The organism is Flavobacterium sp. JLP (assembly GCF_015350755.1).
Taxonomy (GTDB): Bacteria; Bacteroidota; Bacteroidia; order Flavobacteriales; family Flavobacteriaceae; genus Flavobacterium.
On record NZ_JADKPS010000008.1, the window covers coordinates 19253 to 41086 of the forward strand.

Annotated in this window: 18 protein-coding genes; 9 read left to right on the top strand and 9 right to left on the bottom strand. The window is 33.9% G+C overall.

The window, feature by feature from the left end:
• Nucleotides 1-52: 52 nt before the first annotated feature.
• Nucleotides 53-436: a DUF983 domain-containing protein gene (locus IRZ83_RS17080; protein ID WP_029273342.1), complete on the top strand. Its 384-nt coding sequence runs from the start codon at nt 53-55 to the stop codon at nt 434-436.
• Here the strand turns inward: IRZ83_RS17080 and IRZ83_RS17085 are convergent.
• The 8 genes from IRZ83_RS17085 to topA all read right to left on the bottom strand — a co-directional run bounded on the left by IRZ83_RS17085 (nt 417) and on the right by topA (nt 11405).
• Entirely contained in the window at nt 417-1490 is a 1074-nt protein-coding gene (locus tag IRZ83_RS17085; RefSeq protein ID WP_194570459.1) for an NAD(P)/FAD-dependent oxidoreductase, read from the bottom strand. The two genes, IRZ83_RS17080 and IRZ83_RS17085, sit on opposite strands and share 20 nt — an antisense overlap.
• 76 nt (nt 1491-1566) lie before the next feature.
• A complete protein-coding gene (gene gldN, locus IRZ83_RS17090) occupies nt 1567-2556 on the bottom strand; it encodes a gliding motility protein GldN (protein WP_194570460.1) in 990 nt (329 codons plus the stop codon).
• A gap of 181 nt (nt 2557-2737) precedes the next feature.
• Nucleotides 2738-3727, bottom strand: coding sequence for a gliding motility protein GldN (gldN, locus tag IRZ83_RS17095; protein ID WP_029273339.1), 990 nt, complete (start codon nt 3725-3727; stop codon nt 2738-2740).
• Nucleotides 3728-3773: 46 nt separating this feature from the next.
• Entirely contained in the window at nt 3774-5312 is a 1539-nt protein-coding gene (gldM, locus tag IRZ83_RS17100) for a gliding motility protein GldM (RefSeq protein WP_029273338.1), read from the bottom strand.
• 51 nt (nt 5313-5363) lie between these two features.
• On the bottom strand, nt 5364-6011 hold the full coding sequence (gene gldL, locus IRZ83_RS17105) for a gliding motility protein GldL (protein ID WP_029273337.1): 648 nt from the start codon (nt 6009-6011) through the stop codon (nt 5364-5366).
• Between the two features lie 58 nt (nt 6012-6069).
• Nucleotides 6070-7470, bottom strand: coding sequence for a gliding motility lipoprotein GldK (gene gldK, locus IRZ83_RS17110; RefSeq protein ID WP_029273336.1), 1401 nt, complete (start codon nt 7468-7470; stop codon nt 6070-6072).
• A 263-nt stretch (nt 7471-7733) separates the two neighbouring features.
• Nucleotides 7734-8885, bottom strand: a complete 1152-nt coding sequence (locus tag IRZ83_RS17115; protein ID WP_194570461.1) for a formimidoylglutamase — start codon at nt 8883-8885, stop codon at nt 7734-7736.
• A 3-nt stretch (nt 8886-8888) separates the two neighbouring features.
• Nucleotides 8889-11405, bottom strand: a complete 2517-nt coding sequence (topA, locus tag IRZ83_RS17120; protein WP_194570462.1) for a type I DNA topoisomerase — start codon at nt 11403-11405, stop codon at nt 8889-8891.
• Between the two features lie 515 nt (nt 11406-11920).
• On the opposite strand from topA, the gene miaB reads away from it, so the two are divergent.
• The 8 genes from miaB to IRZ83_RS17160 all read left to right on the top strand — a co-directional run bounded on the left by miaB (nt 11921) and on the right by IRZ83_RS17160 (nt 20693).
• Nucleotides 11921-13366, top strand: coding sequence for a tRNA (N6-isopentenyl adenosine(37)-C2)-methylthiotransferase MiaB (gene miaB / locus IRZ83_RS17125; protein ID WP_194570463.1), 1446 nt, complete (start codon nt 11921-11923; stop codon nt 13364-13366).
• Between the two features lie 150 nt (nt 13367-13516).
• Nucleotides 13517-14770 carry a sigma-54 interaction domain-containing protein gene (locus IRZ83_RS17130; protein WP_194570464.1) on the top strand — a complete coding sequence of 418 codons (1254 nt, stop codon included), beginning with the start codon at nt 13517-13519 and terminating at the stop codon, nt 14768-14770.
• Nucleotides 14771-14868: 98 nt separating this feature from the next.
• On the top strand, nt 14869-15372 hold the full coding sequence (locus IRZ83_RS17135; RefSeq protein WP_029273331.1) for an LptE family protein: 504 nt from the start codon (nt 14869-14871) through the stop codon (nt 15370-15372).
• Between the two features lie 93 nt (nt 15373-15465).
• Nucleotides 15466-16764 carry a tetratricopeptide repeat protein gene (locus tag IRZ83_RS17140; protein ID WP_194570465.1) on the top strand — a complete coding sequence of 433 codons (1299 nt, stop codon included), beginning with the start codon at nt 15466-15468 and terminating at the stop codon, nt 16762-16764.
• Between the two features lie 3 nt (nt 16765-16767).
• Nucleotides 16768-17109 carry a preprotein translocase subunit SecG gene (gene secG / locus IRZ83_RS17145; RefSeq protein ID WP_029273329.1) on the top strand — a complete coding sequence of 114 codons (342 nt, stop codon included), beginning with the start codon at nt 16768-16770 and terminating at the stop codon, nt 17107-17109.
• 140 nt (nt 17110-17249) lie between these two features.
• Nucleotides 17250-17525, top strand: a complete 276-nt coding sequence (gene groES / locus IRZ83_RS17150; RefSeq protein ID WP_012023920.1) for a co-chaperone GroES — start codon at nt 17250-17252, stop codon at nt 17523-17525.
• An 83-nt stretch (nt 17526-17608) separates the two neighbouring features.
• The gene (gene groL / locus IRZ83_RS17155) at nt 17609-19237 is read left to right on the top strand and encodes a chaperonin GroEL (RefSeq protein WP_029273328.1); all 1629 of its coding nucleotides are present in this window, start codon (nt 17609-17611) and stop codon (nt 19235-19237) included.
• Nucleotides 19238-19478: 241 nt separating this feature from the next.
• The gene (locus tag IRZ83_RS17160) at nt 19479-20693 is read left to right on the top strand and encodes an ectonucleotide pyrophosphatase/phosphodiesterase (RefSeq protein WP_194570466.1); all 1215 of its coding nucleotides are present in this window, start codon (nt 19479-19481) and stop codon (nt 20691-20693) included.
• A 226-nt stretch (nt 20694-20919) separates the two neighbouring features.
• Here IRZ83_RS17160 and IRZ83_RS17165 read toward each other — a convergent pair whose 3' ends face one another.
• Nucleotides 20920-21759, bottom strand: a complete 840-nt coding sequence (locus IRZ83_RS17165; RefSeq protein ID WP_029273325.1) for an oxidoreductase — start codon at nt 21757-21759, stop codon at nt 20920-20922.
• Nucleotides 21760-21834: the final 75 nt, after the last annotated feature.

Here is a 21834-nt window from a genome sequence, read left to right on the forward strand (position 1 = left end):
GTTACGAGCAGGAAAGGTTTAAAAAATGTACCTTTGTTTAAATTTTTTGCAAATGTTAAAAAAAGGATCCAAACTAAATAGTATTTTAACAGGAAGTTGTCCAAAATGTCAAAATGAGAGCATGTATTCGGACAAAAATCCGCTTCATTTGACTAAAGTTCTCAAAATGAATGAAAATTGCAGTCATTGCGGTTTAAAATATCAAATCGAACCTTCGTTTTTTTATGGCGCTATGTATGTGAGTTACGGACTAAATGTCGCGGTCGGAATCGCCGCATTTATTGTTTCGTTTGTCTTTTTTAAAACTACAATCGAAGAATCATTTCTATCAATTATAATTACGTTGATTGTTTTGTTTCCATTCGTTTTACGACTTTCCAGAAACATCTATATCAATATGTTTGTTTCTTATGATCCTAAGGCCGGTCGAAAATAAGAGTTTTTAAATATTTTTTATGAAATCGCTGAATATCAATTTCACGATCCAGCGGAATATCATTCTCAATACTTTCAAATAAGGCCTTTGCCATTGCTGGACCCAGCATAACACCTCTTGTCCCTAAGCCGTTTAATATATGAAGTGATTTTCGTTCATGGTGTGTGCCTATAAGAGGTCTTCTGTCTTTAACTGTAGGACGAACACCGCCAAAGTGTTTTACGATTTCAAAATCGCAGGTAATAATTTCTTTAATGCGATCTAGAAGTTCTTGTTTTCCTTCTTCAGTTGGCGTATCTGTTTTATCCTGCCAATTGTAGGTTGCACCAACTTTAAATAAATCATTGCCTAATGGCAATATAAAAACGCTGGTATTTACAATAACATCAAGATTTAATTGTGGAGCTTTTATAATAAACAATTCTCCTTTTGTACCATCTAATGGCAAATAATTAAAAAACGGATTTCTATGAAGTCCAAATCCTTCTGCGAAAATAATGTGACGGGCTTGAATGTTTTTGTATTGAATTCCATAATCAAAAAACTCAATATAAAGGCTATCAAAAAAACCCTCTATTAATAAATTCTTTTCCTTTAAATACTGTTTATAAGTATCCAGCAATAAAGCTGTATCGACATAACCCGTATGCAAAACTTCACCATAATCATAAGGAGAATCAATACTATTGTATTTTTTAGTAATTAATTTGGTAGATAAAAAAGGTGCCAAATTCTTTTTGTCCGAAGCTGCAAACCAATTATTTTGCTCTTCAATAGAGAAAAATTTTCTTAGAATAGGAAGCTTAAAATTAAACTTTGTCTGAAGTTTAGCTTCAATATGATCGTAAAAATCATTCATCAAGACCAATTGTTCTTCCGCTTTCCAAACTTCACTAAAACGCTTTAAAATAACAGGATTATATAAACCTCCGGCAACTCTCGAAGAATTTTGAGAGTTATCATCAAGCACTAAAATAGTTTTATTGTTTTTAAGAGCAACTTCAGCAAAAGAAATTCCAGCTAATCCAGATCCGATAATGAGATAATCAATCATTTTTATAAATTAAGTAAAATAAAAAACTCTTACTGCAAAGGTAGTAAGAGTTTTTGGTATTCTATTATGAAGCTCTTTAGTAGATCCACATATCTTGTTCAAAGTTTCGAATCTTCTCTTTCAATCTTTCAGCTTCTAGCAATTGATTTTGTGCATCATCTTTAATATAATCTTTGATTTCACGATCGCCGTACATATTTTCTTCTTTGTAGATAACTGCGTTAAAACGTCTAGAGTTTAAGATTTGATCAAATGAAATTGGGAGTGCAGAATTCTTATCGTTAAAAGCTTTCGCTTCGTTTAGTACTTCGCGGGCATTCGGAAAAAACACCCAAAATAATTCTATATAATCCTTTTCGTCGCTGTTCATCGTATAAACATCAGGAGTTACTGGGCAAATACCAAGAAGACGATATTTCAACTCACTTTGTCTTTTATCAAAATACCAATATCCCTTAATTTTATATTGAGAAACATCAGCTGCAGTAATATCTTGCTTCAAAATATACTCAGCAGGAATTGTTCTTGTTGGTCCTACTGTTTGATCAACATAATGCACAGATTTCTTTTTTCCAGTACCTGTTACTACTTTTTTCTTGACAACATGAGTTTTATAATCATCAGGATATTGATTAATCAATTCTCTGCCGGCATCTGTGGTATCAATACGAGATAAGGATCCTTCGATGTCTTTCATCGATTTTTTAGTATTGAAATAACTGTCTGCATAAACTTCTGTTATCTTTCCGTTTTTAATAGCTCTAGTCAAGACATCATAAAGTGATCGCCTATCTTTGCCAATATTAGCTGTATCAACAGGAAAATATAAAGGAAAATTGATCTTTTCATTCAAATCAATAATTTCCCAAGTTGTTTTTCCCATTAATACATCTCGATCGTCTACATAACCGTAAGCCAGTGGCTTGTCGTTATCAGAAATCTGCTGCGCGGCAGTCTTCTTTCCAATTTGATCAGCTGTTTTTGCATTAAGCAAATTTGATTGCGCGTTAGACGCAAAACTGATAGCTATCAAAAAAATACCTGTTAAAAAAATTCTCACTTTCATCCTCGTAAATATTATAAAATACAAACGTAAAATAATTACATTTATTGTATTTTTTTTCTTACAAATAAATACAACGAAAAGTATTCAAAATTTAACTGATATTTAGGCTTTCTAAATAGGACTCCAAAAAAAACTCCCGCTACATTTGTAGCGAGAGTTTTTGTTATAATGTATATAGTACTTAGTAGTTCCACATATCTTGCTCGAAGTTACGAATCTTCTCTTTTACTCTTTCAGATTCTAACAATTGATTTTGTGCATTATCTTTCATGTATTCTTTGATCTCACGATCTCCATACAAGTTTTCTTCTTTATAGATTACTGCATTAAATCTTCTTGAATTTAAGATCTGATCAAATGAGATTGGCAATGCTGAATTATTATCGTTAAAAGCTTTTGCTTCGTGAAGCGGCCCTCTTGCATTCGGGAAGAAAACCCAGAATAATTCGATATAATCCTTCTCATCACTATTCATTGTGTAAACGTCTGGCGTCACAGGGCAGATACCAAGCAAACGATACTTCAATTCACTTTGACGTTTGTCAAAATACCAGTATCCTTTAATTTTATATTGAGTAACATCTTGTGCAGTTAAATCTTGCTTTAAGATATACTCAGAAGGCACTGTTCTTGTTGCACCAACAGTTTCATCAACATAAGTAACAACTTTCTTTTTTCCAGTACCAGTAACCACTTTTTTCTTCACAACGTGAGTTTTGTAGTCATCTGGATATTGGTTGATAAGCTCTCTACCAGCATCAGTTGTATCAATACGAGATAATGATCCTTCGATGTCTTTCATAGATTTTTTAGTATTGAAATAACTGTCAGTATATATTTCAGTTACTTTACCACTTTTGATGGCTTTCGTCAATACGTCATAAAGTGAACGTCTGTCAGAACCAATATTAGCTGTATCAACTGGAAAATAAAGAGGGAAGTTGATTTTTTCATTCAAATCAATAATCTCCCAAGTTGTTTTTCCCATCAAGACATCTCTATCATCTACGTACCCGTAAGCCAATGGCTTATCATTGTCTGAGATAAGTTGTGCAGGAGTCTTAAGTCCTATCTGTGCCGGTGTTTTTGCATTAAGCAGATTCGATTGCGCATTAGAAGCAAAACCTCCAGCGATAGAAACAATAGCTATTAAAAAATTTCTTACTTTCATCATGATATCATTATAAGATATTGAACGTAGTTTTTAACTACTTAAATTATTGTATTTCGTAAATTACCGGAGCAGTTCTTGGCAATAAATAACTACCAGCTCCAACAAGTTTTGTTTTAATTTCAGAAATAGTAACTTGATCTCCTCTACCTGCTTTAGCAAGAACTGATTTACATTGTGCACTTAATTTATTACCAGTAACAACAACTGTAGGCTGTCCAGCAATTTTTAAATTAAATCCAACAACATCTAAACCAACTTCGAAATCAAAATCAAGTAATTTAGCACCAATAGTAGCAATCTCTAAGTTAGATTTAGGTCCCTTAACAACACCCATTTCTCCTCTAATTGTACCTGTTGGACCAGGAATACCTTTAATTCTGAACGTTTTCTTATCTGTAACTTTATCTCCGTTTGGCAATGTACCAGTAACAGAAATTGTAGCTTCAGTACCTGAACCTGGGCTCATGTTATATTTCCCTGGTTTACCAGCAGAAACTAATCCTGGAGCACTTGCAGCAATTTTGTTTGCATCAACACCAGCAAATGACACAGAGATTGGGTTAACAACACCTCTATAAACAACATTCATTTTATCAGCAGAAATAGTAGCTGAATTTGGTTTTGGAACAACAACATAAGTACCTTTAAATTTCAAAGGAATATTTTTTCCATCCTCTAAGAATGTAAATTGTCCATTGATATCTTGTTCTCCTACACCACCAGCAGTTAAAGAGATAACAGCTTGTCCGTTAACAATTTGTCCTGGACCTTGGAAAGAAGTTGGTTTAGTATTTTCGTCATAACGACCTAAAACTACCTTACCTGTAACTTTTTCTCCTTGGAAATAAGCGTTTTTATCTAAAACAACGATTGCTTGGTAATTGCTGTAAGAAGCAGCCGCAACTGCAGCTTTTCCTAAAGCAGCACTATAAACATCAGACTCTGCTTTTTGAACGTCATTTTGCCAAGCTGAAAGTTTAGCTAATGAAGCAACTGCAGGGAAACCTTTAAAGTGGTAAGCTAAATACTTATCTTTTAAACCTTCTTTGTTTTTAACATCAGAAACATCAAATTTCTTTTCAATTTCTGCAAGGATAGCAGCGTATTTTTTATCTGCTAAAGCAGCTTTCATATCTGCCTTGTACTTTTCGATCTTAGTAATAATCTCTTTTCCTTTAGCAGTATATCCTTCACCAGTAAACCAGTTGTCGATATTATCACCTTTGTCCATAGACTCATAAGGTAATTTTCCTGTTTCTTTATCAGTTTCAAATCCTTTTAAAACATCACCTTTCAAGGATCCGATGTATGCATAAAATTCTTTTGAAGTTGTCTCAACTTTATGAGCTGTAACTGCAGCAATTGCGAATTCTCCTTTTGCTTCAGCAGCTTTTTGATCTAAAGACGTCAACAAACCAGCATTTGACTGTTCTGAAGATGTATTAGCGCTTTCAAATTTTTCATTCATTAATCCAAAAGCAGATAAAACTTCTTTGGACATGTTCATTGCTAACATTGCGATGAAAACCAGATACATCAGGTTAATCATCTTCTGTCTAGGGGTTAATTTTCCTCCTGCCATTTTTTTCTAATTAGTTCTTATTAATAATTTTAATATATAGTCAAAAACTAATTATCCTTTGTTACTCATTGCAGAAAGCATACCACCGTAAACACTGTTTAAAGAAGCAATGTTTGCAGTCATTGATTGCATTTGTTCTTTCAATTTAGAAGCATTTTCAGCGATTTCACTGTTTGCTTGTGCATTTCTTGAAGCACTTTCTAATTGAACTTTGTATAAACTGTTTAATGATTCCATTTGTGCAGCTGCCATAGACATTTCTTCAGCATATTTCTTTTGTCCTGCGATAGAATCTACTGTTGGAGAAATTGCTTTTGCAGCTCCTTCGAAATTTTTGATAGAATTTCCTAAGCTTGACATTAATTCACCGTCAATTTTAGCTTCTTTCAACATAATGTCTAATTTTTGAGACAACAATCCTTGGGCATCAGATGGAGTTTCAGCTTTATCTTCTTTTTTTCTAGCTTGACCGTTAGCTAGTTCTGGGTAAACAAGAGTCCAATCTAACTCATCATCTACTGGTTCGAAAGCAGAAAGTGCAAAGATTAACGCTTCAGTTAATAAACCTACTGAAAGCATAACTGTTCCTGTTAATGGTCCCAATTCAAAGTGAGTAATTTTGAATAATGCTCCAACGATTACTACTGCCGCTCCCATACCATAAGCGAAATTCATTGCTTTTTTACTTAATAATGCCATAATACTTTTTTTTTAGGTTTTAAAATAGATTTGTTGGTTATTGATATTTAATTATAATTTACTTTTTTGTTTTGCCTCCAGTTACTTGAGTTCCCATGTAATCTTGTACAGTTCTGAAACCAATATAACTTCTAGCTGAATCAGCATATTCGTGGTCACGAGTACTTACCTGTAGGAAGTAAGCAACATCTTTCCAAGATCCTCCACGAACCACTTTTCTTTGGTTGTTTCCATCAATTACGTTAGGGTTCATTGTAGAAACATATTCGTATGCATTTGGATTGTAAGCTGAATCTGTCCACTCTGAAACGTTTCCTGCCATATTATACAATCCGTATCCGTTTACTTCGTAAGATTTAGCTTCAACAGTATATAAAGCTTCATCAGCAGCATAATCTCCTCTGCTTGGTTTGAAATTTGCTAAGAAACAACCTCTATCACTTTTAGTGTAAGGACCACCCCAAGGATAAGTAGCAGATTCCAGACCTCCTCTAGCAGCGTACTCCCATTCTGCCTCTGTTGGCAATCTGAAAGCATTTACTAAATCACGTCCTTTTTTCTTAGACTTAATGTAACTGTTTTTATTTAAAGTTCTCCAAGCACAAAATGCTTTAGCTTGTTTCCAAGTTACACCAACAACAGGATAATCTCCATAAGCTTTGTGCCAGAAATAATCATTGTGCATTGGCTCATTATATGAGTAAGCGAAATCTTTAATCCAAACTGTTGTATCTGGGTAAACACTAACTTGTTCAGTTTTAACGAAATCTTTTCTTTTTCCAACTTTAGCTTTTGCAGCAGCCTGAATATCCATCCACGAATAACGGAATTTCAATTTATTTACATCAATTGTTCTCAAACCATTATATGATTCTTCAATTGGCAAATACATAGAATCCATTACCTCAGTATAATACTCATCTGGGTAAGCTTTTGTATCTTTAATTAACTTAACTTTTTTATTTAACTTTCTACCAGCATAAGGATCGTCTTTTGTTCCTACACTATAGTAGTTATCGTACATGTACTTATCATAAGCCGTCATTTTATCTGGCTCAGAATCGTTAAAAGCATAATCAGAGATACTTCCTCCTTTTTTACCTTTAGCGTCACCTGTAGATTTCTGTCCAGTTTCATCAGCTAAAATGGCCAAACGAACTCTCATTGTAGAGTCTTTTACCCACTCCACAAACTGACGATACTCACTATTAGTGATCTCAGTTTCATCCATATAAAATGAACGAACCGTTACTGTCTTAGTTGGAGCATCTTCCACATTAGCTAAATCAGCATCTGATTTACCCATAATAAAAGATCCACCTGGAACCAAAGTCATTCCGTATGGTTTTTCAGGATGCCATTTCCCTCCTGTAACACCAACTAACTCACCTTTGTCACCTGATTTACCACAGCCAATTACCAGTGTTAACATTGCTGCAAATGCAATAAACTTCTTCATATAAATTTGGGATTATCTATTCATTATTATAAGTCCGTAAACGTATTTATTATTTATCTAAAAAACAATACTAGTTGCGAATTTTATTTGACCGTTCAAAAATAATGTTAAATAAAATAAAAAAAAAATATTTTATCGATAAACTAACCTAAAAAATCGACGTAAAACGTTAAATTTTATATTTTATATTTATTTTCTTACTAATTTTTCTTAACAAAATTTTTAAAATTTTAAAAAACTAAGAATTCCTTTCGTAATTTTTCTTATAGTGCATTTTTTCGTTGTGCTTTCCACCATCTTTCTGGCAATTCTTGGTTACAAGCGCACAAATATTCGTCATATGAACACGGTAATAACGTATTTCTTTTCAATTTATTATGACCATTAGATTCGAACGGAATTTCGATCCACCAGCGATCAGTTTTGTCGCTTTTGTAAAATATAAGTTCCTCATCTTCTAGAGGTACAATATATTTTAAATAATTTGTTCGGCTTCCAAAAGGATACTCTTTTGAACGATAATGATATCCCTCAATAAAGTACCAAACTATCTGTGCAATAATAGCAGCTTCTGCCATTGTACTATTGTGATTAAATACTCCAAAAGAAGAAACTTTATCACTAATTCCTGCATATCTTGCCAATGAACAAATCTCTTTTCCGTTAAAACCATTTGGCTCAAAAGAAATCGTATTTCCTGAATCTGAAGACTTTACCGAATTTAAATCAATACTAACCAAGTCAGCATCTCTAAAAACAGGTTCTGCCAGCGCTATTTTGTTTGAAACCTCACCTAAACGATACGCATCAAAAAACAATTTTTCAATTAAATCTATTTCTTCCTGCGAATTGTAATAGGTTTGATAACCTATATTACAATAGTTAAACAGGTTATTAGGCTCATCTATAATGATTTTCGTTAAATAAGAATTAGCGGAAACCGTTTCATTCTCCTTACCAAAATCGAATCGATTATCAACCGAAACCATATTTACCATCTGCTCTAAATCGTCATAAGCACGGTATAATGCGTAAGTCAAATCCTGAGAACCCCCTAGGACTATAGGAATTACTTTGTTCTTAATCAAAGAAGATGCAACCTTCTTAAGTGCAAAATAAGTATCGTCTACAGAATCTCCCGCCAATATATCTCCTAAATCTGCAATTGAAGCGTCCCAATTACCTGGAAACATGCCATAAAGCTTTTTACGAACTGCAGTTAGGTTAACTTCATTCACCATATTAATGTTTCGTCGATCTTCTAAAACACCAATAATAGCAATATTTACTTTGCTTATATCCGGAAATTGATCTTGGGTATGCAAAACTACTTTACTGCCCAATTCTTGTGAAGACAACGAACTAATGAATTTTACAATTCCGTCGTTAACTGGTTCTAGAAAATCAAATTCCATTTTTTATTTCTTTTTAGCAGCTGGTTTTTTAACTGCAGCTTTCTTAGTTGTTGTTGCTTTTTTTGCTGGTGTTTTTTTAGCCGGCGTCTTTTTTGCAATCATTTCCTGAACTTCAGCTAATGTCAATTTTGTTGCATCAACATCTTTGCTTAATTCAATTTTGATTTTTCCTTTTGTAATAACAGAACGGCCCCAACGTGCTTTTTCAACCAAAATTCCTTCTTCTTCCCAATTATGAAGAACTTTATCTATATTTTTCTGTAATTTATCTTCAATTAATTCTTCAACATCAGACTGTGATAAATCATCAAAATTGTATTTTTTGCTAACGTTCACAAAAAGACCATTCCATTTAATGAAAGGACCAAAACGTCCAACTCCTTTTTGAACAGATTCTCCTTTATAAACAGCAATTGGCGCATCAGCAAGTGCTTTTTCGTCAATTAATTCCTGAGCTCTTTCTTTAGAAACTCCTAAAGGATCTTCTCCTCGAGGCAATGAAATAAAAACACTTCCGTGACGAACATAAGGACCGTAACGACCATTGCTTACTTCTACTTCTTCTCCTTTATAATCACCTAAGCTTTTTGGAAGCAAAAACAGATTCAATGCATCCTCCAGAGTAATATTTCCGATATTCTGATCAGACATTAAGCTGGCAAATTTTTTATCTTCATCATCTGCTTCTCCAATTTGAGCCATTGGTCCAAATTTTCCTAAACGAACAGAAACTTGTCGCCCGTCAGCATCTTTTCCTAGAATTCTTTCACCGCTCTCACGTTCTGCATTAGCTTCAACCTCTTTTACATTTGGATGAAATTTATTGTAAAACTCCTGCATCATAACTGCCCAGTCAATATTTCCTTCGGCAATTTCATCAAAATCCTGTTCTACTTTCGCAGTAAAATTATAATCTAATATATTACCGAAGTTTTTAACTAGGAAATCTGTAACGATAGTTCCGATATCTGTTGGAACTAATTTCCCTTTATCTGAACCTGTATTTTCCTTAAGCAGTTTCTCCCCTACTTTGCTGTCTTGCAATGTAAGCTGCGTATAATTACGTTCCTGACCTTCTAAAGTTCCTTTTTCAACATAATTTCTGTTGATGATAGTCGAAATAGTTGGCGCATACGTAGATGGACGGCCAATTCCTAATTCTTCCAATTTCTTTACTAAAGAAGCCTCTGTATAACGAGCCGGCGGTCTAGAATATCTTTCCGTTGCCGTGATATAATTATTAGCTAATTTTTCATTCACTTTTAATGCTGGCAACATTCCTTCTTGTTCTTCTTCATCATCATCGTGACCTTCTAAATATACTTTTAAGAAACCCTCAAAAAGCAAAACCTCTCCAGAAGCTGTAAAAATTTCGCTATGATTGTTCGCTTCAATTTTTACATTCGTTCTTTCTAATTGTGCATCACTCATTTGAGATGCCAAAGTTCTTTTCCAGATCAAATCGTATAAACGAGCCTGATCACGGTCAATATTTACTGAATGACGTGACATATCAGTAGGACGAATTGCCTCGTGTGCCTCTTGTGCTCCTTTGCTTTTATTAGCAAAAGTTCTTGGCTTCGAAAATTCTTTCCCGTATGATTTTATAATTTCAGCTTCTGCAGCATCCATAGCATCTTTAGAAAGATTCACACTATCCGTTCTCATATAGGTAATAAGTCCGGCTTCATATAAACGCTGTGCTAACTGCATTGTGATTCCAACTGGCAAATATAATTTTCTCGCTGCTTCCTGTTGCAGCGTAGAAGTTGTAAAAGGTGCTGTTGGTGATTTTTTGGTAGGTTTAGTCTCTAAATCGGCTACCTTATATTGTGATCCGATATTTTTCTTTAAGAAATCTTCGGCTTCTTTTTTAGTATTGAAGTTTTTTGGCAATTTTGCTTTGAAAACTTTCCCTGCTTCATTTACAAATTCTGCTACGATTGAATAACTTGCAACTGCGCTAAAGTTCTGAATTTCACGTTCTCTTTCAACAATTAAACGAACAGAAACAGATTGTACACGGCCTGCAGACAAACCACCTTTAATTTTTCTCCATAAAACCGGAGATAATTCGTAACCTACTAAACGATCTAAAACACGACGTGCTTGCTGTGCGTTTACCAGATTATAATCAATTTCTCTTGGATTGTCGATTGCTTTAAGAATCGCAGATTTGGTAATTTCGTGAAAAACTATTCTTTTGGTTTTTTTAATATCTAGTTTTAGTTCTTCCGCCAAGTGCCAGGAAATAGCTTCTCCCTCGCGGTCCTCATCGCTTGCTAACCAAACCATTTCGGCATTCTTAGATAGTGTTTTTAGTTTGCTTACTAAGGCTTTTTTGTCTGGAGAAACTTCATATTTAGGTTTAAAACCATTCTCTACATCTACTCCTATTTCCTTTGATGGTAAGTCGGCTATGTGACCATAACTTGACTCCACCTGAAAATCGCTTCCTAGAAATTTCTCTATCGTTTTCGCCTTTGCAGGTGATTCCACTATTACTAAATTCTTTGCCATTGCTCTATTTTTCTGCAACAAAAGTATCTATTTTTTTTAAATATCAACCTTGCTATCTCATTTTTGAAGTATTTTAGTATTATGTTTCCAAAAATTGCAGATTTATCTATTATCTGATGTATTATATATATAGGTATAATTTTTAATGGTTTAATAGCACATTTACCTTATTAATATCTTAAAATAAACCTAAAATTATACTTACAGTATTTATGCATAAATACTTCAATTACAAAAAAAAACTATAATAATGATTAAGGGCAAAATAATTTCATACTTAATTGATCATCAATTACGAGAAAAAACTTTTATTGGTTTTTATATAACCTACTTTATTATAAAATATTAAAATCATTTTTGAGTGTTGTTATTTTTAAAAGTTAAATCTTAATATTCTGATTTATCAAATTTATAATCCTATCCTATCAACATTTATGAAAACATTGTTAATTCTTTCTCTGCCATCTTGTCAGATTGACCGCATTTGCGTTATCTTTGCACTTTGAAATTTTACAATGGAAAAGATTATTGAAGAAAGTAAACAAGGAGAAAGTCTTGTTTTAGAAAATAAACCTGAGAATACTAAAAAACTCTTTATAGAAAGTTACGGCTGTGCGATGAATTTTTCGGACAGTGAAGTCGTAGCTTCCATTTTGTCTGACGGAGGATACAATACGACTTCGATTTTAGAAGAAGCTGATTTGGTTTTGGTAAATACCTGTTCTATTCGAGATAAAGCCGAGCAAACTATTCGTAAACGTTTAGAAAAATATAATGCAGTAAAACGTATTAATCCTAAAATGAAAGTAGGCGTTTTGGGCTGTATGGCCGAGCGTTTAAAAAGTCAATTCTTAGAAGAAGAAAAAATAGTCGATCTTGTTGTTGGTCCTGATGCCTATAAAGATCTTCCAAATTTATTAGCAGAGGTTGAAGAAGGCCGAGACGCTATTAATGTAATTTTATCAAAAGAAGAAACTTACGGAGATATTTCGCCAGTTCGTTTAATGAGCAACGGAATTACAGCTCTTGTTTCGATCACTCGCGGATGCGATAATATGTGTACCTTCTGCGTGGTACCTTTTACGCGCGGACGCGAGCGCAGCCGTGAACCTCAAAGTATTATGGCTGAAATTCAGGATTTGTGGAATAAAGGTTTTAAGGAAATTACACTTTTAGGACAAAACGTTGACAGTTACCTTTGGTACGGTGGCGGTTTGAAAAAAGATTTTGTAAATGCCTCCGAAATGCAAAAAGCAACTGCAGTCGATTTTGATCAATTGCTTGAAATGGTTGCTGTTGGTTTTCCTAAAATGCGTATTCGATTTTCGACTTCTAATCCGCAGGATATGCACGAAAGCATTTTGCATGTTATTGCGAAATATCCAAATATCTGCAAGCATATTCACTTGCCTGTTCAATCTGGAAGCAATAGAATTTTAAAAGAAATGAATCGTCTGCACACTCGTGAAGAATATATGGCTTTAATTGACAAGATCAGAGCTATTGTTCCGAATGCTTCGATTTCTCAAGATATGATTGCAGGTTTCCCAACAGAAACCGAACAAGATCATCAAGACACCATGAGTTTAATGGAATATGTAAAATATAATTTCGGTTATATGTATTCGTATTCTGAACGCCCAGGAACTTTGGCAGGAAGAAAAATGAAAGATGATGTTGAAGAAGAAACAAAAGCCAGAAGATTACAGGAAATTGTCGATTTACAGCAAAAACATGCCTGGTTTAGAAGTGAGGAATTTGTTGGTCAGGTTGTGGAAGTTTTGGTAGAAAAAGTTTCTAAAAAATCAACCGAAGAATTTTCAGGAAGAAATTCTCAAAGCATTACAGTTGTTTTCCCTAAGGAGAATTATAAAATTGGAGATTTTGTAAACGTAAAAATCACAAGCTGCACCAGCGGAACTCTTAAAGGTGAAGCGGTTGGATTAAGTGAAATGAATTAAAAAGTTAGTTTCAGGTTTCAAGTTTCAGGTTCTTTGCGTAACTTGAAGCTTGAAACCTAAAACAAAATATAAGCACAAGGTTAAAAGTTAAATTTCAGTTTCAATGAGAAACTTGAAACCTGAAACAAATAAAAACTTGAAACAAAATACATGGAAACAGTTCAAGCAATAAAACAACGATTTGAGATTATTGGTAATGATCCGAAATTAAATCGCGCCATTGAAAAAGCCATTCAGGTTGCTCCTACTGATATTTCAGTAATGGTGACCGGAGAAAGTGGTGTTGGTAAAGAAAATATTCCAAGAATAATTCATTCACTTTCACATAGAAAGCACGGAAAATACATTGCAGTAAACTGTGGAGCCATTCCAGAAGGAACTATAGACAGTGAACTTTTCGGACACGAAAAAGGAGCTTTTACAGGTGCAACAAGTACACGTGAAGGTTATTTTGAAGTAGCCGATGGTGGAACTATATTTCTGGATGAAGTAGGTGAATTACCATTAACAACGCAGGTAAGACTGCTTCGTGTTTTGGAAAATGGTGAATTCATAAAAGTGGGTTCTTCTCAGGTTCAAAAAACCAATGTTAGAATTGTAGCCGCTACAAACGTAAACTTATTTAATGCTATTGAAAAAGGAAAATTCCGTGAGGATTTATACTATCGTTTAAGCACTGTCGAAATTACTTTGCCACCTTTGCGCGAAAGAAATGAAGACATTCATTTATTGTTCAGAAAATTTGTGGCTGACTTTGCTCATAAATACAAAATGCCTCCATTAAAGTTGGACGACGATGCAGTACAGCTTTTGCAAAAATTTAGATGGAACGGAAACATTCGTCAGCTTCGAAATGTAGCAGAACAAATTTCAGTTTTAGAAACCAATCGCGACATTACATTAACAACTTTACGATCTTACTTGCCTGTTGAAGGAAGCAATTTGCCATCTGTAATCAGTGATAAGAAAAAAGACGATTTTAGTACTGAAAGAGATATTTTATACAAAGTGCTTTTTGATATGAAAAGCGATTTGAATGATTTAAAGAAACTTACTTTAGAATTAATGAAAAACGGCACTTCTAAAGTCCAAGATATCAATCCGAATTTAATTCAAAAAATATACGGCTCCCAAGAAAATGACAGTGAAATTGATTTTGAAGAAGAACCAAGAACTGCTGTTATGACACCAGCCGCCAGAGAAGAAAATTATCAGATACAGGACGACAATTATCTTTTTGCTGAAACGATTGAAGAAGAAGAGATTTTACGTTTAGAACAAAAGGAAATTGAAATGATCAAAAAATCATTAGAAAAAAACAAAGGAAAACGTAAAGCTGCTGCAGATGAGTTAGGAATTTCTGAGCGAACTTTGTACCGAAAAATAAAACAATTTGATTTGTAGTTTTGCTATAAAGAAGCTTAGCTGCAAAATGTTTTAAACGAAAATGAATATCTTTGACCAAGCGCCAGCGAACTGGCGAAGCAATTCTTAAAATAAAAATGAAACACTTAAAATATATTTTAATTCTGTTAATCGCTACAACTTTCAGTGGTTGTTCCGTTTACAATTTTACAGGAACAGGGCAAATTACTGGAAAAACTTTTCAGGTTAACTTTTTTCAGAATAATGCTGATTTGATTGAACCAGGAATAGACAGGCAATTCACATTAGCTCTGCAGGATTTAATCCAGAATCAAACCAATCTAAACTTAGTGAGCGAAGCTGGTGATTTGGTTTACGAAGGAGAGATCGTAGATTATAGAATTAGTCCGATGACAGCAACTGCTAATCAACAGGCTGCACAAAACCGTTTGACAATTCGAGTACATGTGACATTTACTAATAAAAAGAAAGAAGCAGACGATTTCGACAAAACATTTGAATTTTACAATGATTTTGAAGGAACTGATCTTCCAACGGGAGCCGTTTTGAATACCGCTATTCAAACTATCTTTGAAAGAATTACACAGGATATTTTTAATGAATCATTGGCAAAATGGTAATTTGGGTTAAATTTTCAATCGTTTAATCAATAGGTAACACTTAAACAAATTTCCGATTATACGAATAACAAAACCGCGATTAAACAATAAATAATGAATGTAACCGATTATACATACCTAATAAATAAACCTGATGCAATTACAGAAAAGCAGGCAGAAGCGTTAGGAAGTGTTCTGAATGAATTTCCATATTTTCAAAGTGCACGCGCATTGCGATTAAAAGGACTTTACAATCAAAATAGCTTTAAGTATAATTATGCTTTAAAAGTTGCGGCGGCATATACAACAGATCGTTCAATTTTATTTGATTTTATTACTTCTGAAACTTTTACCACTATTCAAGGCGAATATTATGATCGCAAACTGAGGGATCTTTTAGAAATAAAAGTTTTTGACAGCCAAATTATATCGCCTGAAGAAATCAAAAAAGTGACTGAAGTTCGAATTGATCCGATTGAGCAATCCATTTTAGATTCTATTAAGGAAGCCACAACAGTAACTTTTGAGGCACCCACAAAAATTGAAGAAAAACCAATTGATCCAGCGATTGAGCAGTCAATCCTGACTTCCATTAAGGAAGCTACTCCTATTATAGTAGAGAGTTCGATTATAGAGGAAAAGCCAATTGAAGAAGAAACTCCAATTGGTGAGACAGCTCCAGTTATTGAAGCTCCTATTATTAAAGAACCAACTCCAACTTTCTTTGAAGAAATTGTTGATGAAGACAGTCCGTACATAAGAGTTGATCCAATTAAACAATCGATTTTTACCTCTATAAAAGAAGCTTCAACAGTAGTTTTTGAAGAAGCAAAAACAGCTGAAGAAACAAATTCAATTGAAGAGGCAAAAGATATTGAAGAACCAAAACCAACTGAAGTTCAAGAAACAATAAAAAAAGCAGAAGAAAATTTAGAAATAGGAAAGCCTCTAGATTTTTCTGCTAATGAAAAACATTCTTTTCAGGAATGGCTTCAATTATCAAGAACTGAACCTATTGACCGCAGTAAAGAAGCTCCAAAAGAAATAGAATCAGAAAAAATAGTTCAAAAAGTAACCGAAACAAAAGTTGAGGCAAAAGTTGAAACTAAAATAGTGGATGAAGAGAAAAAGAAGAAAGCCGAGATAATCGATAAATTTATTGAAACAAACCCAAAAATCTCTCCAATAAAACAAACTGCAATAACGCCTGCAGTACAATTCGATATCAATAAAGAAGATAATTCTTACTTAATGACAGAGACTTTGGCCAGAGTATATCTGGAACAAAAAAAATATACAAAAGCGATACAAGCATATGAAATATTAATTTTGAAATATCCAGAAAAAATTAGTTTCTTTGCAGACCGTATTTCGGATATAAAGATTTTACAACAAAATAACAATAACAATTAAGCAATGAGCACATTTTCAATTTTTTTAGTTTTAATCACAATAGTTTGTTTTCTATTGATCGTAGTAATCATGGTTCAAAACCCTAAAGGAGGCGGATTATCGTCTACTATCAGCGGAACTCAAATGTTAGGCGGAGTGCAAAAAACAACTGACTTTTTAGATAAAAGTACTTGGACATTAGCTACTATTTTGATTGCTTTAATTTTGCTTTCAAGCTTAAGCTTTTCAGGATCATTAAGCGATACTGATTCTAAAATTATTGAAAAAACTGAAGCTCCTGCGAACAACGCACCAGTTGCTCCAGTTCAACAAACTCCTGCTCCGGCAACTCCTGCAGCAAAATAATAATTTTGATATAAATATAAAATGCCAGCCTGTCAAAGCTGGCATTTTTTTTAAGAAATAATGTCAGTTTTACAAGCATGGCACAATTTCTGAAATCCAATAGAACATAAAAAACGTATAACTTATAACATTATAAAATCATGGCTTTAAACATTAAACCGCTTTCAGATCGCGTACTTATTGAGCCTGTTGCAGCTGAAACCAAAACTGCCTCAGGGATTTTTATTCCAGATACTGCCAAAGAAAAACCACAAAAAGGAACTGTAGTAGCAGTAGGAAACGGATCTAAAGATCATACTATGACCGTAAAAGTTGGCGATACTGTTCTTTATGGTAAATATGCCGGTACAGAATTAAAACTGGAAGGAACTGATTATTTGATCATGCGTGAAGATGATATTTTAGCGATAATCTAAAAAATATGTATTAAGATTTTAGTACTAAGAACTAAGACTAAAATAACTTGAAACAAATTAAACTTTAAACAAAAATTAAAAAAATGGCAAAAGATATAAAATTTGATATTGAAGCACGTGACGGATTAAAACGTGGTGTTGATGCATTAGCAAATGCTGTAAAAGTAACTCTTGGACCAAAAGGTCGTAACGTAATTATCGGAAAATCATTTGGTGGACCAACGGTTACTAAAGATGGTGTTTCTGTTGCAAAAGAAATCGAATTAAAAGACCCATTAGAAAACATGGGCGCGCAAATGGTTAAAGAAGTTGCTTCTAAAACCAATGATTTAGCGGGAGACGGAACTACAACTGCTACAGTTTTAGCTCAGGCAATCGTAAAAGAAGGTTTAAAAAACGTTGCTGCAGGAGCAAATCCAATGGATTTGAAACGTGGTATCGATAAAGCGGTTGAAGCTATCGTTGCTGATCTTGCAAAACAAGCTAAAGTAGTTGGAAGTGATTCTGATAAAATCAAACAAATTGCTTCTATCTCTGCAAATAATGACGAAGTAATTGGTGAATTAATCGCTACTGCTTTTGCTAAAGTTGGAAAAGAAGGTGTTATTACTGTTGAAGAAGCTAAAGGAACTGACACTTTCGTGGATGTTGTTGAAGGTATGCAGTTTGACAGAGGATATCTTTCTCCTTACTTCGTAACAAACCCAGAGAAAATGGAAGTTGAATTAGACTCTCCATACATCTTATTATACGATAAAAAAGTATCTTCTTTAAAAGAATTACTACCTGTTTTAGAGCCCGTTGCTCAATCAGGAAAACCATTATTAATTATTGCTGAAGATGTTGACGGAGAAGCTTTATCTACATTAGTAGTAAACAAACTTCGTGGAGCTCTTAAAATCGCTGCTGTAAAAGCGCCAGGTTTTGGAGACAGAAGAAAAGCAATGTTAGAAGATATCGCAATCTTAACTGGTGGAACTGTAATTTCTGAAGAAAGAGGATATACTCTTGAAAATACAACTATCGAAATGTTAGGAACTGCAAAAAGAGTTTCTATCGATAAAGACAACACTACAATTGTAAGTGGAGCTGGTGAAGCTGATATCATCAAAAACAGAGTAAACCAAATTAAAGGTCAGATGGAAACTACTACATCTGATTATGATAAAGAAAAATTGCAAGAGCGTTTGGCTAAATTAGCTGGCGGAGTTGCCGTTCTTTATGTTGGTGCAGCTTCTGAAGTTGAAATGAAAGAGAAAAAAGACAGAGTTGACGATGCTTTACACGCAACTCGTGCAGCTGTTGAAGAAGGAATTGTTGCTGGTGGCGGTGTAGCTTTATTAAGAGCTAAAGCTGCTTTAGCAGATCTTAAAGCTGATAACGCTGACGAAGCAACTGGAATTCAGATTGTATCTCGCGCTGTTGAGTCTCCGTTAAGAACAATTGTTGAAAATGCAGGTCTTGAAGGTTCTGTAGTTGTAGCAAAAGTTGGTGAAGGCTCTGGTGATTTTGGATACAATGCAAAAACTGACGAATATGTAGACATGCTTAAAGCAGGTATTATTGATCCTAAAAAAGTAACCCGTGTTGCTCTAGAAAACGCAGCTTCAGTTGCTGGAATGATCTTAACTACTGAGTGTGCACTAATTGATATTAAAGAAGAAAGCGCTGGCGGAATGCCAATGGGTGGCGGTATGCCAGGAATGATGTAATCGTTCTAACTTCTTAAAATTTAAAACGCCAAATAGAGAATTCTATTTGGCGTTTTTTTTATTTGTTTTCGCCACAAATTCACGAATTGTATTTCATTATAAATAAAAATAAATTCCTGAATTCGTGATGATATTTTTTCTTACACCCTAATATTCGTGTAAACTTCTCTTTAGTTTAACATTCTCTTTTTCATTAAAAAAGCCTTTATCAGTACCTTTGCAATTCTATTAAAATTGCAAAATGAGAAAATATACTGCTCACCTTTTATCTTTTACATTCTTCCTTCTTACAACTCTTTTACATGCTCAGTCTGACAAGAACTCTTATGTCGTTTTGGTTTCTATGGATGGCTTTCGCTGGGATTATGCGAAACATTTTAAACTTCAAAATCTGCATAAAATAGCAAAAGAAGGTGTTCATGCCAAATCAATGCGCCCTTCTTATCCGAGTAAAACTTTTCCAAATCATTATTCTATTGTAACGGGACTTTACCCTGATCACCACGGAATTATAAATAATGTTTTTTTCGATCCGGCCTTAAATGAATCGTTTTCATTATCAACAAATGCGAAAAATGATTCTCGTTTTTTTGGTGGCAATCCGATATGGAATGTTGCGGAGCAACAAGGTGTAAAAACAGCTTCTTTCTTCTGGCCGGGATCAGATACAGATCAAAAAAGGCCTTTTTATTATAAAAAGTATGATGATAAAATTCCGTTCGAAACAAGAATCGATACCGTTATGAAATGGCTGCAACTTCCTGAAAAAGAACGTCCGCATTTAATCACTTTGTATTTTGATGAACCTGATCATACCGGGCATAGCTTTGGCCCGCTTTCTCCGGAAAACAAAAAAATGGTCATTAAAATGGATTCGATTATGGGAGAATTATCTCGAAAATTAGATCAATTAGCCATCGGAAAACAAATCAATTTAATTATTGTTTCAGATCACGGAATGGCCGATATCAGCAATGATAAAAAAGTAGCAGTTTTAGATTACTTAAAACCAGAATGGCTTGGATATAAAGCAGTAATCAATCCGATTATGAGTCTTCAGGCAAAAGCTGGTTATCAAGATTCTATTGCAATTGCGTTAAAGAAAGTGCCACACATTAAATTTTGGAAATCTAATGAAGTTCCGAAAAGACTGCATTACGGTACTAATCCGCGTGTACATGATTTTGTTATAGAAGCTAAAAAAGGATATAGTTTAGTTTCCAAAATCGATCAAAATATAAAAGGCGGTACGCACGGCTATGACAACAAAGAAAAAGATATGCACGCTATTTTTTACGCAAAAGGTCCAGCTTTTAAAGTAGATAAAAAAATTAAAACTTTTCAAAACGTATCGGTTTATCCTCTAATTGCTCATATTTTAGGATTGCAGATTGAGGAAGTTGATGGAAAATTGAGCGATGTAAAAGCGATGCTTCGTCAATTCGATAATTTTTAAAATTAAAAATTATCGAATTGAATAGACCCCACAGCTTTAGCTGGAGTTAGCTCATTGAATATACAAAAAAGGCTTTAGCCGAACTATAAAGTTTGGCTAAAGCCTTTTTCTTTTAATCTAATTGATTTCTCTAGCTAAAGCTGGAGTCTATTCAAATTTTAAAGCAACAATTATCAAATTTTCTAATTGACACATTATCTAATTGCCACATTATCTAATTATCCAATTAAAACCCAGTCGAAACAGAAACCGATTTCCATTCTTCTAATTGCCCTTGAACACTTGCAATTTTCTGATTTGCCATATTATAGGCATCTTCTCCTAAGAATAAATGCAGTGGTGGATTTTCTTCGTGGCTCATTTTGATTAAAGCATTCGCTAATTTTTCAGGATCACCTGGCTGATTTTCGTTAATGCTATCTTTATGCGCACTTTCAGATTGTCTTACTTCTTTATACGCTGCAATCGGATTTTGAGGCAATAATAACGAACTGTCTTTTAAGAAATCTGTTCTAAAATAACCTGGGTAAACGATCGTAGCATGAACTCCAAATTCTTTTACTTCTGCAGCTAACGATTCTGTTAAACCCGCAACTGCAAATTTTGTCGAACAGTAAATTCCCCAGCCCGGAAATTCTCCATAATAACCTCCAACAGAAGAAATATTAAAAATATGTCCTGATTTGTTGGCGCGCATATACGGCATTGTATTTCTGATCACATTCAATAATCCGAAAACATTTACTTCGTAGTTTTTTCTGGCTTCGGCATCCGTTAACTCTTCTAACGCACCTAATAAACCGTAACCTGCATTGTTCACTAAAACATCGATTGTCTTAAAATGGCTTACCGTTATTTCGATTGCATTTTTGACGCTTTTTTCATCAACCAAATCCATTTCTAAAGGAAGAAAATTTTCAGATGCACTTCCTAATACTTTTATTAAAGCTTCTTCACTTCTAGATGTAGCTGCGACTTTATAACCTTCTGCCAATAATTTTTTTGCTAATTCTAACCCAAGTCCTTTTGAAGCACCTGTGATAAACCAAACTTTGTTATTTCCCATGATTTTAAATTTTTATGTTTAATTACAGGACAAAGGTAGAGGCGAAGTGCTTCTTAAAAATTAAAGCAATCAAGC

Coding starts and splice junctions, on each gene's coding strand:
- IRZ83_RS17130 (WP_194570464.1), top strand. CDS start 13,517: ATGGAAACAGTTCAAGCAATAAAACAACGATTTGAGATTATTGGTAAT.
- IRZ83_RS17080 (WP_029273342.1), top strand. CDS start 53: ATGTTAAAAAAAGGATCCAAACTAAATAGTATTTTAACAGGAAGTTGT.
- gldK (WP_029273336.1), bottom strand. CDS start 7,470: ATGAAGAAGTTTATTGCATTTGCAGCAATGTTAACACTGGTAATTGGC.
- gldN (WP_194570460.1), bottom strand. CDS start 2,556: ATGAAAGTGAGAATTTTTTTAACAGGTATTTTTTTGATAGCTATCAGT.
- miaB (WP_194570463.1), top strand. CDS start 11,921: ATGGAAAAGATTATTGAAGAAAGTAAACAAGGAGAAAGTCTTGTTTTA.
- IRZ83_RS17140 (WP_194570465.1), top strand. CDS start 15,466: ATGAATGTAACCGATTATACATACCTAATAAATAAACCTGATGCAATT.
- groL (WP_029273328.1), top strand. CDS start 17,609: ATGGCAAAAGATATAAAATTTGATATTGAAGCACGTGACGGATTAAAA.
- IRZ83_RS17165 (WP_029273325.1), bottom strand. CDS start 21,759: ATGGGAAATAACAAAGTTTGGTTTATCACAGGTGCTTCAAAAGGACTT.
- IRZ83_RS17085 (WP_194570459.1), bottom strand. CDS start 1,490: ATGATTGATTATCTCATTATCGGATCTGGATTAGCTGGAATTTCTTTT.
- secG (WP_029273329.1), top strand. CDS start 16,768: ATGAGCACATTTTCAATTTTTTTAGTTTTAATCACAATAGTTTGTTTT.
- topA (WP_194570462.1), bottom strand. CDS start 11,405: ATGGCAAAGAATTTAGTAATAGTGGAATCACCTGCAAAGGCGAAAACG.
- gldL (WP_029273337.1), bottom strand. CDS start 6,011: ATGGCATTATTAAGTAAAAAAGCAATGAATTTCGCTTATGGTATGGGA.
- gldN (WP_029273339.1), bottom strand. CDS start 3,727: ATGAAAGTAAGAAATTTTTTAATAGCTATTGTTTCTATCGCTGGAGGT.
- gldM (WP_029273338.1), bottom strand. CDS start 5,312: ATGGCAGGAGGAAAATTAACCCCTAGACAGAAGATGATTAACCTGATG.
- groES (WP_012023920.1), top strand. CDS start 17,250: ATGGCTTTAAACATTAAACCGCTTTCAGATCGCGTACTTATTGAGCCT.
- IRZ83_RS17115 (WP_194570461.1), bottom strand. CDS start 8,885: ATGGAATTTGATTTTCTAGAACCAGTTAACGACGGAATTGTAAAATTC.
- IRZ83_RS17135 (WP_029273331.1), top strand. CDS start 14,869: ATGAAACACTTAAAATATATTTTAATTCTGTTAATCGCTACAACTTTC.
- IRZ83_RS17160 (WP_194570466.1), top strand. CDS start 19,479: ATGAGAAAATATACTGCTCACCTTTTATCTTTTACATTCTTCCTTCTT.